Origin of the sequence: Campylobacter sp. CNRCH_2015_0338h, assembly GCF_025772785.1 — a bacterium.
Classification (GTDB): Bacteria; Campylobacterota; Campylobacteria; order Campylobacterales; family Campylobacteraceae; genus Campylobacter_D.
Genome location: NZ_JAKMST010000006.1, coordinates 1 through 14,916, shown reverse-complemented (window position 1 = coordinate 14,916; position 14,916 = coordinate 1). Strand labels below are relative to the sequence as shown.

Annotated in this window: 17 protein-coding genes; 7 read left to right on the top strand and 10 right to left on the bottom strand. The window is 29.9% G+C overall.

The annotated features are described in order from the left end of the window. The 8 genes from L8X30_RS05235 to L8X30_RS05200 form a co-directional block, all read right to left on the bottom strand. Positions 1–828, bottom strand: coding sequence for a cysteine ABC transporter substrate-binding protein (locus L8X30_RS05235; protein WP_263679360.1), 828 nt, complete (start codon positions 826–828; stop codon positions 1–3). Between the two features lie 76 nt (positions 829–904). Beyond that, positions 905–1,642 carry an amino acid ABC transporter ATP-binding protein gene (locus L8X30_RS05230; RefSeq protein ID WP_263679358.1) on the bottom strand — a complete coding sequence of 246 codons (738 nt, stop codon included), beginning with the start codon at positions 1,640–1,642 and terminating at the stop codon, positions 905–907. Between the two features lies 1 nt (position 1,643). Continuing rightward, on the bottom strand, positions 1,644–2,303 hold the full coding sequence (locus tag L8X30_RS05225) for an amino acid ABC transporter permease (protein ID WP_039618154.1): 660 nt from the start codon (positions 2,301–2,303) through the stop codon (positions 1,644–1,646). Next, on the bottom strand, positions 2,296–2,943 hold the full coding sequence (locus L8X30_RS05220) for an amino acid ABC transporter permease (RefSeq protein ID WP_039618152.1): 648 nt from the start codon (positions 2,941–2,943) through the stop codon (positions 2,296–2,298). Before L8X30_RS05220 ends, L8X30_RS05225 begins: the two co-directional genes overlap by 8 nt. A 43-nt stretch (positions 2,944–2,986) precedes the next feature. Further along, positions 2,987–3,589, bottom strand: a complete 603-nt coding sequence (locus L8X30_RS05215) for a Crp/Fnr family transcriptional regulator (RefSeq protein WP_263679355.1) — start codon at positions 3,587–3,589, stop codon at positions 2,987–2,989. Beyond that, entirely contained in the window at positions 3,582–5,405 is a 1,824-nt protein-coding gene (gene recG / locus L8X30_RS05210; RefSeq protein WP_263679353.1) for an ATP-dependent DNA helicase RecG, read from the bottom strand. Before recG ends, L8X30_RS05215 begins: the two co-directional genes overlap by 8 nt. After that, entirely contained in the window at positions 5,395–6,615 is a 1,221-nt protein-coding gene (locus tag L8X30_RS05205; protein WP_263679352.1) for a M16 family metallopeptidase, read from the bottom strand. Before L8X30_RS05205 ends, recG begins: the two co-directional genes overlap by 11 nt. After that, positions 6,615–7,661 carry a dehypoxanthine futalosine cyclase gene (locus tag L8X30_RS05200; protein WP_263679349.1) on the bottom strand — a complete coding sequence of 349 codons (1,047 nt, stop codon included), beginning with the start codon at positions 7,659–7,661 and terminating at the stop codon, positions 6,615–6,617. Before L8X30_RS05200 ends, L8X30_RS05205 begins: the two co-directional genes overlap by 1 nt. A gap of 105 nt (positions 7,662–7,766) precedes the next feature. On the opposite strand from L8X30_RS05200, the gene L8X30_RS05195 reads away from it, so the two are divergent. Beyond that, the gene (locus L8X30_RS05195) at positions 7,767–8,960 is read left to right on the top strand and encodes an MFS transporter (RefSeq protein WP_263679347.1); all 1,194 of its coding nucleotides are present in this window, start codon (positions 7,767–7,769) and stop codon (positions 8,958–8,960) included. Here the strand turns inward: L8X30_RS05195 and L8X30_RS05190 are convergent. Both L8X30_RS05190 and L8X30_RS05185 read right to left on the bottom strand, forming a co-directional pair. Next, the gene (locus L8X30_RS05190; RefSeq protein ID WP_263664281.1) at positions 8,957–9,739 is read right to left on the bottom strand and encodes a CheR family methyltransferase; all 783 of its coding nucleotides are present in this window, start codon (positions 9,737–9,739) and stop codon (positions 8,957–8,959) included. The genes L8X30_RS05195 and L8X30_RS05190 overlap by 4 nt on opposite strands. A gap of 9 nt (positions 9,740–9,748) precedes the next feature. Then, on the bottom strand, positions 9,749–10,300 hold the full coding sequence (locus L8X30_RS05185; protein WP_263679346.1) for a CheB methylesterase domain-containing protein: 552 nt from the start codon (positions 10,298–10,300) through the stop codon (positions 9,749–9,751). A gap of 139 nt (positions 10,301–10,439) precedes the next feature. Between L8X30_RS05185 and rpiB the strand changes: the two genes are divergently transcribed. From rpiB to ychF, 6 genes are read left to right on the top strand one after another with little or no spacing between them, the layout of a single operon-like run. Further along, a complete protein-coding gene (gene rpiB, locus L8X30_RS05180; protein ID WP_263679345.1) occupies positions 10,440–10,877 on the top strand; it encodes a ribose 5-phosphate isomerase B in 438 nt (145 codons plus the stop codon). After that, the gene (locus L8X30_RS05175) at positions 10,874–11,206 is read left to right on the top strand and encodes a hypothetical protein (protein ID WP_039618138.1); all 333 of its coding nucleotides are present in this window, start codon (positions 10,874–10,876) and stop codon (positions 11,204–11,206) included. The genes rpiB and L8X30_RS05175 overlap by 4 nt, the downstream gene beginning before the upstream one ends. Further along, a complete protein-coding gene (gene apt / locus L8X30_RS05170; RefSeq protein ID WP_263679456.1) occupies positions 11,206–11,742 on the top strand; it encodes an adenine phosphoribosyltransferase in 537 nt (178 codons plus the stop codon). The genes L8X30_RS05175 and apt overlap by 1 nt, the downstream gene beginning before the upstream one ends. Before the next feature lies 1 nt (position 11,743). Next, positions 11,744–12,337, top strand: coding sequence for a DedA family protein (locus tag L8X30_RS05165; RefSeq protein ID WP_039668313.1), 594 nt, complete (start codon positions 11,744–11,746; stop codon positions 12,335–12,337). Further along, positions 12,334–13,779, top strand: a complete 1,446-nt coding sequence (locus L8X30_RS05160) for a leucyl aminopeptidase (RefSeq protein ID WP_263679344.1) — start codon at positions 12,334–12,336, stop codon at positions 13,777–13,779. The genes L8X30_RS05165 and L8X30_RS05160 overlap by 4 nt, the downstream gene beginning before the upstream one ends. 2 nt (positions 13,780–13,781) lie before the next feature. After that, positions 13,782–14,882 (top strand): redox-regulated ATPase YchF, encoded by a 1,101-nt coding sequence (gene ychF / locus L8X30_RS05155; RefSeq protein ID WP_263679342.1) that lies wholly within the window; start codon positions 13,782–13,784, stop codon positions 14,880–14,882. Positions 14,883–14,916: the final 34 nt, after the last annotated feature.

Genomic DNA, 14,916 nt, shown 5'->3' with positions numbered 1-14,916 from the left:
TTAAATTTTGCCACCTTCGATTACTACATCATCAGCTTTTATATCATCGCTAAAAAATGGCTTTAAGGTTTCATCATAAGCTTTATGAAAAAACTGCTCATTTTGTAATTTTACAATCAAATCATTGATAAATTTCAACATGACTTCATCGCCTTTTTTTACAGCAGGAGCTATGACATCATGATTTCCAAGTTCTTTAATCACCACTTCAAAATTTGGATTTTCTTTAGCCCATGCAAAAAGCAATGCATTATCATGGCTTAGCACATCGCCTCTTTTACCGATTAAAGCTGCAAAAGTTTCTGTGTTTTGATCAAATTTAATACTTTTAATTTCTGGATTATTTTTTGTAAAATACGCATCAGCTGTTGTGCCTTTATTTAAAATCAAAGTTTTGTTTTTTAAATCATCTATAGTTTTAATATCTGATCCTTTAGGAGCTACCACCCCAAGAGCAACTTTCATATAAGGCAATGCAAAATCCACCACAGCTTCTCTTTCTGGAGTTTTAGTAAAATTAGCTAAGATTAAATCTACTTTATTTGACTCTAAAAACTCCACCCTATTTGCTGCTTCAACTAAAACAAATTGTACTTTAGACTCATCGCCTAAAAGTTCTTTTGCTATACGTTTAGCAAAATATACATCATAGCCTTGATTTTTCCCTTGTGCATCTAGATAACCAAATGGAGGTTTATCACCAAAAACACCTATACGGATTACACCTTGTTGTTTAATTTTTTCTAAAGAGTTTTCATTGGAACTTGAATTTGAGCAGGCGCTAAAAAAAAGTGCCATTAAAAACGATAAAAGAAAAATCTTTTTCATATTTTTTCCTTATGATTGAAATTTAAATTTATAAACCTTATATTAATTTTTTTAACAAATCTTTTCTAAAATAAAATTAACGATGAAAATCAAACAAATTGAGAAATTTTTTCGCACGATCAGTTTTTGGATTTTCAAAAAATTCATCAGGCTTTGAAATTTCTACTATTTTTCCATCATCCATAAAAACTATTTTATCAGCAACTGCTCTTGCAAAACCCATTTCATGTGTAACTATAAGCATAGTCATACCATCTTTTGCTAAATTTAAAATCACATCTAAAACTTCACGCACGATTTCAGGATCAAGCGCTGCTGTAACTTCATCAAAAAGCATGATTTCAGGATTCATACAAAGGCTTCTAACTATAGCTATGCGTTGTTTTTGTCCACCGCTTAATTCTTTAGGATAGGCTTTTAATTTATGCAAAAGCCCTACTCTATCAAGCCAGTATTTTGCTTCTTCTAAAACCTCTTCTTTTTTTCTTTTTTGCACCTTTAAAGGCCCTAAGAGTATATTTTGCTCCACATTTAAATGATCAAAAAGCTCATAAGATTGAAACACCATACCTATTTTTTGGCGAATTTGAGTCCATTTTTTATAATTTTTATCAATTTTTTCATCATCTACAAAAATAGCCCCATCAGCCATTTCCTCTAAACCATTAATACATCTTAAAAGTGTAGATTTCCCACAACCACTTGGACCTAGTATAACCACTACTTCTTTTTGATTTACTTCTAAATTTATATCTTTTAAAACATGATGATTATCATAGTATTTTTGTAAATTTTGTATTTTTAAAATGCTCATATTAGCTCCATTTTTTCTCTAAAAACTTTGAATATACCGACAAAGGATAGCAAAGTATAAAATAAATCAATAAAATCAAACCATAAATCACAAAAGCCGCGTAAGAATTTTGAAATAAATTTAACTCAATCACTTGTTGGCCTACTTTAATAAGCTCTATGCCACCGATTAGATAAATCACTGAAGTGCTTTTAATAATTCTTGTAAAAAGATTAATACTCATTGGTAATAATCTTCTTAAAGATAAAGGTATAATGATAAAAAGATAAACTTCAAATTTATTAAAACCTAGTGAAAGTCCTGATTCATACTGGTGTTTTGGTATGCTTGCTAAAGATGATCTAACCAAATCCATCATCTCAAACACACCCCAAATACTAAAAACAATAATACTTGAACCCAAAGCACTCAAATGCCATCCAAACCATTTCGCTAAGCCAAAATGCACTATAAAAAGCCAAACAATCAAAGGCATAATACGTACAAATTCAAGCATAAAACGACAAAAAGCATAAAGGATTTTATTTTTAGAATGCATTAAAATTCCAAAAAATACTCCTCCTATGAGTGAAATCAAAACACTAATCAATGAAAGCTCTAAAGTAACCTTTAAACCTTGTGCTAGTCTAAAAAAGGTATCTTGATTTAAAATTTCAAACATAATTTAACCTTTTTTCTATACGGTTTAACACTAAAGATAAAGGTAAAATCAAAATCAAATAACAAAGCACCAAAGCAAATAATGCTTCATTACTTTTATAATAAAGCCCTATAAGATCTTTAGCCACATATACTAAATCCGCTAAAGCAATAATACTTACTACTGAAGTTTCTTTGAGTAAAAAAATGATATTTGCACTAATACTTGGCATAGCTATACCCAAAGCTTGAGGCATGATAATATAGCGAAAATTTTGCCATTTACTCAAACCCAAAGAAAGCCCTGATTCGTATTGTTGTTTTTTTACTGCTTCCATACCCGCTCTTAAGCTCTCAGCCATATAAGAACCACCTAAAAAACTAAGTCCTATCACAGCACAAGCAAAAGAACTAAGGTGTATCCCAAACTCAGGCAAGGCATAATATAAAAAGAAAAGTTGGATTAATAAAGGTGTGTTTCTTGAAAATTCTATATAAATTTTACAGATTGTATTTAAAAAAGAAAATTTAAAATAACTTACTCCCACACAAAATAAACCTACTAAAAATGAAAAAAATACTCCATAAATAGCAAGTTTTAAAGTAAGCCAAGAAGCTTGTATAAACATAGGGCTAAACTTGATTAAAAAATCAAAATCCATAAAACCTTCCATACTTTAAATACAATATTGTAACAAATAAGACTTAAAAAGACTTAATTAAATTTTTCATTTTTTCTTTATTTAAAATTGCTATTTTACCTTTATTTGTGCAAATAAGCTCATTTTGTTTTAATTCTTTTAAAAAACGCGACAAAGATTCTGGAGGTAAATTTAAAATCACAGCAATTTCTTTTTGCTTTAAATTTTGTAATTTTTCTTCATTTTCTAGTAAAAAGCTGACTAGTCTTGATTTTAAATCCAAAGATTTTTGTCTGATGAAATTTTCTAAAATTCGAATTTTACCGATTAAAGAAGTCAAAAGTAAAAAGCTAAATTCTCCATTTTCTAAGCATAATTTTTTAAATTCATCAAAATCAAAAACACAAATTTCACAATCTTGCTCACAAATAGCATTAGCTGGGTAATTAATACCCTCAAACACAGGCATTTCAGCTATAAAATTTACCGGAGTTAAAGTATGCAGTGTTAGTTCAAAACCTTTTGCATTCACCTTATATATACGCACTTTTCCACTTAGTAAAATGTAAATTTTATTTGCTTTTTCACCTTGAAAAAATAAAATATTCCCTTTGTTAAAATGTTTTTTCTTGCCTTTAGAAATTAAAATTTCAAAGTGTTTATCCATTTTCTTTTTCCATATTTTTGATACTTTCTTTTGCTTTTAAAACTAATTCTTCATCATCTGCAAAATCAAAGAATTTAAAATGATTGCCATGTTGCACTCTACCATCTAGTAAATCCCCACTTAACCTATTTTTTAAATCAAGCTCAGCTATTTTAAATCCATCTAAAGTTTTAGCAAATTCAAGCAAACGGCTTGGAATTTCTTTTTGCTTAGTGTATAAATAACAAAAGCTCTCAAGCCCCACTCTACCTACCCTACCTCTAAGCTGATGTAAGGTAGCAAGCCCAAGTCTTTCAGCCCCAACAACCACAATCACACTAAGTCTTGGCAAAGAAATCCCCACTTCAACCACGGTAGTAGAAAGCAAAATCGTACCTTTTTCTCTAAATTCTTGTAAAATTTGATCTTTATTTTTATCTTTTCCATGGGTTACATAAACATTTTTGTATTTGTTTATCCAGTATCCTTGTGCTTGTTCTAATGACAAATAATCTATATTTTCACTTTCATTTACCAAAGGATAAATGATGATTACTTGATGATTTTTAGCAAGTTCATCATCGATTTTTTTAAGCAAATATTTAAAATCTTTATCTTGTATACAAAAAGTCTTAATGTCTTTTTTAAAAGGCATTTGTTTAATAAAACTAAAATTTACAAGCTCACTTTGTATCATAGAAAGTGTTCTTGGTATAGGTGTAGCAGAAAATTGCACGATATGTGGAGCATATTGAGAGTTTTTGCTAAGCTCGCTTATTTTTTGTCTTTGATTGGAGCCAAAACGGTGTTGCTCATCTATCATCACTAAAACTGCTTCAAATTCTTCTTGATGAATGAGCGCATGTGTGCCTATGATAAAATGAGCTTGTTCTTTTAATTTTGCTAAATCTTTATCTTTTTTACCACCTTTTAAAAGCAATACATTAACAAAATCAGGCAAAAGTCTTTTTGCTTCATGATAAATTTGCTCTGCTAATATACTAGTTGGAGCCATTAAAATAGCCTTTTTAGGATACACTAGCAAGCTTGCAGCAAGTATAACCAAAGTCTTACCACAACCCACATCACCCATCACCACACGCCTTTTAGCAACTTTATTTTGTAAGTCTTTTTTAATATCTTCTATTGCTAAAAGTTGATCATTTGTAGGATTAAATTCTAAACCCTTAAGCCAAGAGCTTATATCAAAAAGATCTATTTTATAAGCATTTTGTGATATTTTTTTACCCTTTAAACGCCTTAAATGATTAAAAATTTCTATATATTTTAAGTCTTTAACTATGGCGTTAAAATTTTCATAAAGAGTTAAATCATCATAATTGTGCAAATTTAAAAGCAAATTAATGTATTTTTGTTCTAAATTTAGCGCTTTTAAATTAGCTTCATTGACATATTTTAAGATAAGTTTTTTTATGCTTTCATCTTTAATAGAGCTAATTTGGTATTTAGGGACTATTTGACCTATATTTTTTACTATTTTTGGGTTTATAAACTGCCAAATTCCATTAAAAAAATTCATCTTTGCATAAATACAAATCAAAGCATTGTGTTTAAAAATTTTAAAATGCCATTTATTAGGATGAAAAATTACTATATTTGCTTTTATACCCCATTCTAAACATTCACAAAGTATAAAAAGCTGGGAGTGATGATTTTGCGTGCTGATAATTTTTACATTTTGGGTGCAAAATGTATCTTTTGGAAACTTTGAAATTCTAAAATCATCAAATTTTTTAGGCAAAATCAAAGCCAAATCGATACAATTTTTAACCCCTAAAGTATGAAGTAGTTTTAAATCCTTTTCTTCAACTTTCATTTTCTATACTTGCAAAACTCACTTTTGTAATTTCACTATGTGTTTTGATAAAGTCATTTAACTCATCTAAGGTAGTGTTTTTGATCTTTTGCATTTCTTCTTTCAAATTTTCAAGTTTTAAACCATGCAAATATTCATTTAGCATTATATCTAGTCTTTTAGCTAAGCTTTCATATCTTAAAGGCATAGAACCTACTAAAAATTGCTTAGCTAGTTGAAATTCTTTTTCATTCACTCCATTTTGGACAAAGTTTTCAAAAACTTCTTTAACTAAAGTTTTAGCCTCATTAGAACTTTCATTTTTAGTTTGCAAATACCCAAAAACTCTACTATAATTTAAATTTACATCAAGCATAGCATATGCTGAATACGCCAAGCCTCTTTTCACACGCACTTCTTCCATTAAACGCGAACCAAAACCACCTTGACCCAATATAAATAAAGCAAGTTTAGCTAAATACATTTTCTCATCATTAATTTGCATATTAAATGGAGAACAAAAGTATATATAAGCTTGCTCAGTACTTTTTTGCTCACTTGCTTCTATACTCTCATCAATGAGTTTGTAACTTTTGTTTTGATTTGAGGTATTTCTTTTTAAAATTTGGCAAATTTTTTCTGCTTTAATCTTTGCTTCATCTTCTTTAATATCTCCACCAAAAACAAATAAAGCATTATCAAGTACTAAATTTTCACTCATAAAATCTTGCAATTCTTTTAAGCTAATCTTTTCTATGCTTTCTTTAGTCCCATCAAGACCACTAGCAAAAATTTCATCTTTGAAAACATTCTTATTTAAAAGTCTTTTTGCTTGATAATCATAATCAGTATTTAAACTTGCAAGCTCACCTAAGGCTAAAGTTTTTAATCTTTGTAAGATTTTTTCATCAAAACGCACATTTAAAAACAACTCTTGTAATTTTTCTAAAGCAAAATCAAAATGTTCTTTCAAGCATTTAATACTAATTTGAAAATGCTCAAAACTAGCCTTAGCATAAAGCTCTATAGCACGGTATTCTAAGCTTTTAAAAAACTCATCATTACTTCCTTCATTTAAAAGCCTAGCAAGCATACTTGCACAACCCCTATTGTGTTTTTCTGCTATTTTTCCACTATTTTTAAAAATGAGTTTGAAAAATACTACAGGAAGCTCGTTTTCATACTCATATATTATGTCTATTTTAGTATTATTAAAGTCTAAATTTAACATTAAAACCTTTCTAAAATATTATAAGCTGTATCGCGTTTAGCAGGTAATTCTCCTATATCTTTGATAAGTTCTATCATTTGCTCTTGATTCATTCTATATTTTGCACCAGCTGCAGCTACAACATTTTCCTCCATCATAGTTGAACCTAAGTCATTTGCACCAAATTTTAAAGCAAGTTGGCCTATCAAAGAGCCTTGCGTTACCCATGAACTTTGCAAATTTTTAAAATTATCCAAATATAATCTTGCCAAAGCTAGCAATCTTAAATACCTATTAGAGCTTTGCTTGATGATTTCAGGATGTTTTTTAATCAAAGGAGTATTTTCGCTTTGAAATGACCATAAAATAAAAGCTCTAAAACCATTTGTTTTATCTTGTAAATTTCTTAAATGATCAAAATGTTCAATGATTTCTTCATCATTTTCAACCGTACCAAACATCATTGTAGCAGTACTTTTCATACCTATATTATGCGCACTCTCATGCACCCTAAGCCAAGTAGCTGTGTCACATTTGTGTGGTGCGATGATATCTCTTACCCTATCGCTTAATACTTCAGCACCTGCTCCAGGTATAGAAAAAAGTCCTTTAGTTTGTAATCTTTTTAAAACCTCTTCGATAGAAATTTTAGAAACTCTTGCTATATAAGCTATCTCTACTGCTGAAAAACCATGCACAGTGATGGTTGGATAATTAGTTTTTATATAAGAAAGCAAGTCTTCATACCATTCTATTTTAAGTTTTGGATGCACCCCACCTTGAAATAAAATTTGCGTTCCACCTATGGCTTGTAATTCTTCTATTTTTTGCCCTATTTCTTCGTATTTTAAAATATAAGAATCATCATCTTTTTCTTTTCTACAAAAAGCACAAAAATCACAATCAATACAGCAAATATTTGTATAATTTATATTTCTATCCACCACAAAAGTAGTTATTTTTTCAGGGTGAAGCTCTAATTTTTTCTCATATGCCATTGCGCCTAATTCGTATAAAGGTGCATTTTGGAGTAAATTTAATGCTTCATTTTTACTTAATCTATTCATTATTAACCTTTTTTATAAAAAAGAATTATTATAGCATTTAAATGTAAAATAATCTTAAAAACGATATAATCAAGCCCTTTAATTTCATATATTCATAGGATACTCATGACTTATAGGTCTTTACTTAAAAATAATAAAACTTTTCGCCTTTTAGCAATGGTACAATTTATAAGTTATTTTGGTGCATGGTTTTCCCAAGTAGGTGTTTTTACCCTCTTAACCAAAGAGCTACAAGCACCTGCAAATATCATAGGTTTTTCAGCTATTTTTGTTTTTTTACCTTCTATTATACTTGCACCTATAAATGGAGTTATAGTAGATAGATTTAAACCTAAGAATTTATTACTGACAATGATTAGCATTGAGATGATTTCTATTTTTATGCTAATTTTTGTAAATTCTTTAGCTATGCTTTGGTTTTTATACTTTTTAACCTTTGTGCGTATGGCGGTTGCAAGCATGTATTTTCAAACAGAAATGTCAGTTTTACCTAAAATTTTAACCCCACAAGAATTAAAACTAGGCAATGAGCTTCATAGTATTATATGGGCTGTATCATATGCTTTGGGTATGGGCGCAGCAGGACTTTTTATAGATCTTTTTGGAGTAAAACCAGCTTTCATAGCTGATACTTTAATGCTGTTTTGCGCTATGCTTATACTTAAAACTTTAATCTTACCTGATGAAAAAAACACCACACAAAACAATCTTTTTATATTAATCAAAGAAGGTTTAGTTTATGTATTTAACAATAAAAAAATCATTCATTTGATTTTACTTCATGGAGTTGTAGGGATAACCGCTTATGATGTTTTAATCACTCTTTTAGCCGAATATGAATACGCAAAAGTTATTTCCATACCTCTAGCCATAGGGCTTTCTAATGCTATAAGAGCCATATCTTTACTCATAGGACCTTATGTACTTAGTCCTTATATTAATAAAAACACTTTAGTATATTTATACTTAGCGCAAGGTATAGGTATAATGCTTTGGGCTTGCTTGCAATTTAACTTTTATCTTGCCTTTGTAGGCTTAGTAATGGCAGGTTTTTGTACTTCATCTTTATGGAGCTATACTTACACACTTTTGCAAAATGATTGTGATAAAAGATATTATGGTAGAGTGATTGCCTATAATGATATGGTGTATTTAACTTTTAGTGCAATTATTGCTTTTTCAACAGGATATTTATTTGAATTTTATGGAGTAAAATTAAGCCATTTTACTTTTGGTTTAGGAGTATGTTTTATCTTTGCGGCGATTTATTGGTGGTGGTTTAATAAAAAATATAATTAATCCACCTTAGAATAATAAACCCCACCCGCTGAAAAGTTTTTTTCAAAATACGCTGTTTCAGGTACAAGATCTGATTTTCCTGGGTATATTCTACCTTCTCTGTTTAATATCCTATGGAAACGCTCCATTAATCTTATTTTGAAATCTTGATCAAAATAAATCATCATATTTCTTGAAAAAATCACATCAAATTTCCCAAGTTTAAATAAAGAATCATCAAAAACATTACAAAGCTCAAAACGACATCTACAAGCTAAAGTCTCTTTTTTAAGCTGATACATTCTATCTTTTACATCAAAATAACGCGTTTTTTGCATAGTGTTTAATCTAGCTACTGAGCGCTCTGAATATAACATTTCATTGCATTTATCTATCATTTTTTTATTAATATCTATACCAACTATATTCATACCTTTAACAAAATTCTCACTTGCTAAAATAGCTAAAGAATACACTTCCTCACCACTTGAACATGGAGCACAAAGCACATTTACAGGTCGATCAAGAGATTTTATATAAAAAATTACATCTTTTAATTGTTCTAATTCTCTAAAAAAATATGTCTCACAAACTGTAATAAAATCCATAGTTTCTTGCTTTAAATTTCTTTGAAACTGCACTTTTTCATTTAATTCACTAAGACTGCTTAAACCTAATTCTTGTAAAAATTTAGGTAGCTTTATAGATAAAATATCTTTTTTAGTATTAAGATTATTTCCACTTATTTGCTCTACTATTTTTATAAAATCATTCATTTCATTTTCTGTAATTTTTATCATCTTTCCATCCTATGATTTGATAAAATTTATTATTTCTTTTTTGAGTTCTATTAAACTCATAGGTTTTAAATTTGGATTAGTATCTCTAGCTTTTTTTGGCATTCCATATACTATAGAATCTGCCTCATTTTCACATAAACACCTCACACCAACTTTATAAAGCTCAAATAAAGATTTAGCACCATCATCACCCATTCCTGTCATAATCAAAGCTAAAATTTTATGATATTTGCAAAGATTTACAGCTGAATGAAATAAAACATCAATTCCTGGATTAAAACTACTTGTTTGCTCTGTAGTATTTAACACCAAAGCATTATTTCCACTTAAAACCATATTTCTTTGACAAATATAAATTTTATTTTTTAAAACTTCTTTGTCATTTGGTATGATCACATCACTTTTTGCTTCTTTGTTGAATTGATTTACAAAAGAAGGAATAAAAGCTGGGTTCATATGTTGGGCAATCACTACCGCACAATCTTTAAGTTCTATATCATTAAGTAAAAACTTTAGTTGGCTTGGACCGCCCGTTGAAGAACCAATCAAAATAAGCTTCATTTTTTACCTTAAGTTTAGTATTATTATATCAAATTAAATATTTGAAAATATTAAAAAATAATTATATACAAGAAAGAAAAATTTTAATTAAATATGATAGAATTAATACTTTAAATTTCAAATGATAAGTGATTATTAAATGTTAAGAGAAAAAATTTACATAGCAAGTGATCATGCTGGCTTTATTTTAAAGCAAGAAATTATCAATTTTTTACAAGAAAAAAATATAAGCTTTGAAGACTTAGGTCCTTTTAGTAATGATCGTTGTGATTATCCTGATTATGCACATTTATTAAGCTCTAAAATTAATGAAAATAGTTTTGGAATTTTAGTGTGTGGATCAGGTATTGGTATGAGTATAGCAGCAAATCGCCATACAAATATACGCTGTGCTTTGTGTAACGAACCTTTAAGCGCTAGACTCTCAAGAGAACATAACGATGCAAATGTTTTAGCCTTAGGAGCTAGACTAACCGGAGTAGATATGGCTTTTGAAATCATCTCAAATTTCATTAATACTTCTTTTAGCGGTGGAAGACATTGCGTGCGAATTAGTAAAATAGAGGCAAAATTATGATTTTAAGTTGGCTTGTATTAACTGTATTAATTTGTGTTAGTATTTATATGACTATTATGTTGCTTTATTATAAAACCTTACTTCATAAAGAAAAAGTAGCAAAAGAATTCATAAAAAATAATCTTGATGATACTGAAATAGTCATTAGAAAATTACAAGTACAGCTTCAAAGAAGTTTGGGTAATATTGACATTTTAACTGAGGAATTAAACAAAAGTAAAGCAGACCTAACCTCTCTTAGAACAAGAAATTCACAATATCGTATCGAAAATGAAAAATTAAGACAAAGAATCAAAGAATTAGAAGCAAAAATCGAGGCATTATTATGATGAAAGAACAAGATCAAAAATACTTATTAGATAGTATTAGGGCTATTAAGGATTTTCCAAAAGAAGGAATTATCTTTAGAGATATCACTACTTTATTAAACAACAAAGAAGCGTTTGCATTTTTAATGGATCATTTAGTTGAAAAATATCAAAACGCAAAGCTTGATTATATCGTTGGTATAGAAAGTAGAGGTTTTATTTTTGGAGCTGCACTCAGTGCTAGATTAAAACTACCTTTTGTGCCTATTAGAAAACCAGGCAAATTACCTTCAAAATGCTTACAAGAATCTTATAGCTTAGAATATGGTAGTGATACCATAGAAATTCATGTCGATGCATTTAATAATCAAAAAGCAAACGTTTTGCTCATAGATGATCTCATCGCCACAGGTGGTACAGCTATCGCTGCTGTTAAACTCATAGAAAGACTCAATGCAAAATGCATTGAAGCTTGTTTTTTACTAGAATTAAAAGATCTTGATGGGGCTAAAGAATTAGCTAAATTAACTTCTGTTTATAGTGTTTTAGAGGTATAAAATGGAAGAATTTTTAAAACAACTTTTGTATGATTATAAAAACTGGGCTTATATCATCGTGTTTTTATGGTGCATACTTGAGGGAGAACTTGCGCTTATTTTAGCAGGTATTTTTGCACATGAAGGTCATGTAAATTTAGGACTTATCATCTTTGTAGCAGGTTTGGGTGGTTTTGTAGGTGATCAAATATATTTTTATATAGGAAGATATAATAAAAAATATATTCAGAAAAAACTTCGCACCCAAAGGCGTAAATTTGCCATAGCACATTTACTCTTGCAGCGTTTTGGTTGGCCTATTATATTCATACAAAGATATATGTATGGCTTTAGAACTATTATACCTATGAGCATAGGACTAACACGCTATAGTGCGAAAAAATTTGCATTTATTAATCTCATTAGTGCTTGGGCTTGGGCTGCTATAACCATTTTACTTGCATGGTTTTTTGGAAAACAAATTTGGCTTGCAGTGGAATGGGCTGGAGATCACTGGTATTTTGCAGTGCCTATTATTGCTTGTTTTTTACTTGCTTTATTTTTAGGTATGAAACAAATAGAAAAATCAATACTTAGAAAAAGGGAGCATAAATGATTTTTAATTTTAAAGAAGAAACTATAAATTCTATAAATGCTGACTTTGAAATCATTTTAATACAAGATAAAAAGATAGAAAAATACACTCAAAGTCAAGAACTCTTTAAACTTTCAAATTATAAAGGCGAAGGAATTTGCATAGATATGCAAAATAAAATTCTTTATAGTGAACTTAAAAGTTTAGAATATGAAGATATAAGACTTGCTTTTGCAAATGCTTATAAAGCTTTAAAAAAACTTGAAATTCAAAGTGTTAAAACAAAGAGTGTTGTAGGAAAATGCGTAGTAAATAGCTTTAATGCTATGATTCAAGGATTTACTTTTGGTGCTTATGAGTTTGATAAATATAAAAAAGAAAAAACACAGAGTAAGTTAGAGAATATTTTCATCTCAAAAGATGAAATTAATGACAAAGCATACAACCTAGAAGAAGCTTGCATAGGTATAAACTATGGTCAGGTTTTTTCAAATGCTTGTGATTTTGCAAAAAATATCGTAAATGAAATTCCTCAAATTTATACTCCTGCAAAAATGGCTGAGGATGCTCTTAGCTTAAGTCAAAATGATTGCAAGATTTCATGTAAAATCTATGAGAGTGATTTCTTAGAGCAAGAAAAAATGCAAGCATTTTTAGCGGTAAATCGTGCATCAATCCATCCTCCAAAACTCATTCATCTTTCATACAAACCACAAAATCCAAAAATGAAAGTAGTGTTTGTAGGCAAAGGACTAACTTATGATAGTGGTGGACTTAGTTTAAAACCTGCTGATTATATGCTAACGATGAAATCAGATAAAAGCGGTGGTGCAGCGGCAATGGCCATCATCAAAGGTGCAAGTGAATTAAACCTTAATATAGAAGTGCATTCTATCATCGGTGCAACTGAAAACATGATAGGCGGAAATGCTTACAAGCCTGATGATGTACTCATCTCAAGAGAAGGTGTGAGTATAGAGGTTAGAAATACCGACGCAGAAGGAAGATTAGTTTTAGCAGATTGTCTTTCACTTGCTCAAGATCTAAAACCTGATTTATTAATAGATCTTGCCACTCTAACTGGAGCTTGCGTAGTGGGACTTGGAGAATACACAAGTGCTATCATGGGAAATAATGAAGATTTACAAAATGATTTTTTCAAAGTAAGTAAAAAAAGTGGAGATTTAGCTACTATTTTACATTTTAATCCACATTTAAAAGAACTTATAAAATCAAATATAGCAGATGTTAGCAATACCTCTTCAAGTCGTTATGGTGGGGCTATTACTGCAGGGTTATTTTTAAATTCTTTCATTAGAGAAGAATATAAAGACAAATGGCTACATTTAGACATCGCAGGGCCAGCTTACTTAGAAAAAGCTTGGGGTTATCATAGCTTTGGTGCAAGTGGAGCAGGTGTTAGAATGTGCCTTTCATATTTACTTTATCTTTCAAGGAAATAAAAATGAGTTTATCAGTTGGTATAGTAGGACTTCCAAATGTTGGAAAATCTACCACTTTTAATGCACTAACAAGAGCACAAAATGCAGAAAGTGCAAATTATCCATTTTGCACCATAGAACCAAACAAAGCAGTCGTTCCTGTGCCTGATCATCGCTTAAAAGAGCTAGCAAAGATTGTCAATCCACAAAAAATTATACGCTCAAATATAGAATTTGTTGATATAGCAGGTTTAGTAGCTGGCGCTAGCAAAGGCGAGGGTTTGGGTAATAAATTTTTATCTAACATACGTGAAACAGAGATGATTTTACATATTGTGCGTTGTTTTGATGATGAAAATATCACCCATGTTGCGGGCAGTGTTGATCCTGTGCGTGATGTGCAAATCATAGAAACAGAACTTATACTAGCAGATATAGAACAACTTAGTAAAAAAATAGAAAAACTCACCAAAGGTGCAAAAGCTAATGAAAAAGGTGCAAAAGAAAGTTTGGCTTTAGCTAATGAGCTTTTAGAACATTTAAATCAAAACAATAGTGCAAGCTCATTTCCAAATAAAAATGAAGTCTATCATGCTCTTATAAAAGAACTAAGATTGCTTTCAGCTAAGGAAGTGATATATGGGGCAAATGTAGATGAGAATTCCCTTTTAGAAGATAATGAATTTGTAAAAAATCTTAAAGAATTTGCAGCAAAATCAGGTCATGAGGTTATCAAACTTTGCTCTAAAATAGAAGAGGAAATGATAGCTTTAAGCGATGAGGAGCATTTTGAGTTTTTAAAATCTTTAGGGATTGAACGTAGTGGACTTGAAGTAGTTATACGCACAGCATTTTCAAAGCTTAATCTAATTAGCTATTTTACAGCAGGTCAAATAGAAGTTAGATCATGGACTATACAAAGAGGCTGGAAAGCACCAAAAGCAGCAAGTGTAATCCATAATGATTTTGAAAAAGGTTTTATCAAAGCTGAAGTGATTTCTTATGAAGATTATATCGCTTGCAAAGGAGAAAGTGGCGCTAAAGAAGCAGGAAAACTACGCCTTGAAGGAAAAGATTATATCGTACAAGATGGCGATGTAATGCATTTTAGATTTAATGTTTAATAAAATTTGCAAGCTATTTCAAGCTTGCAATCTC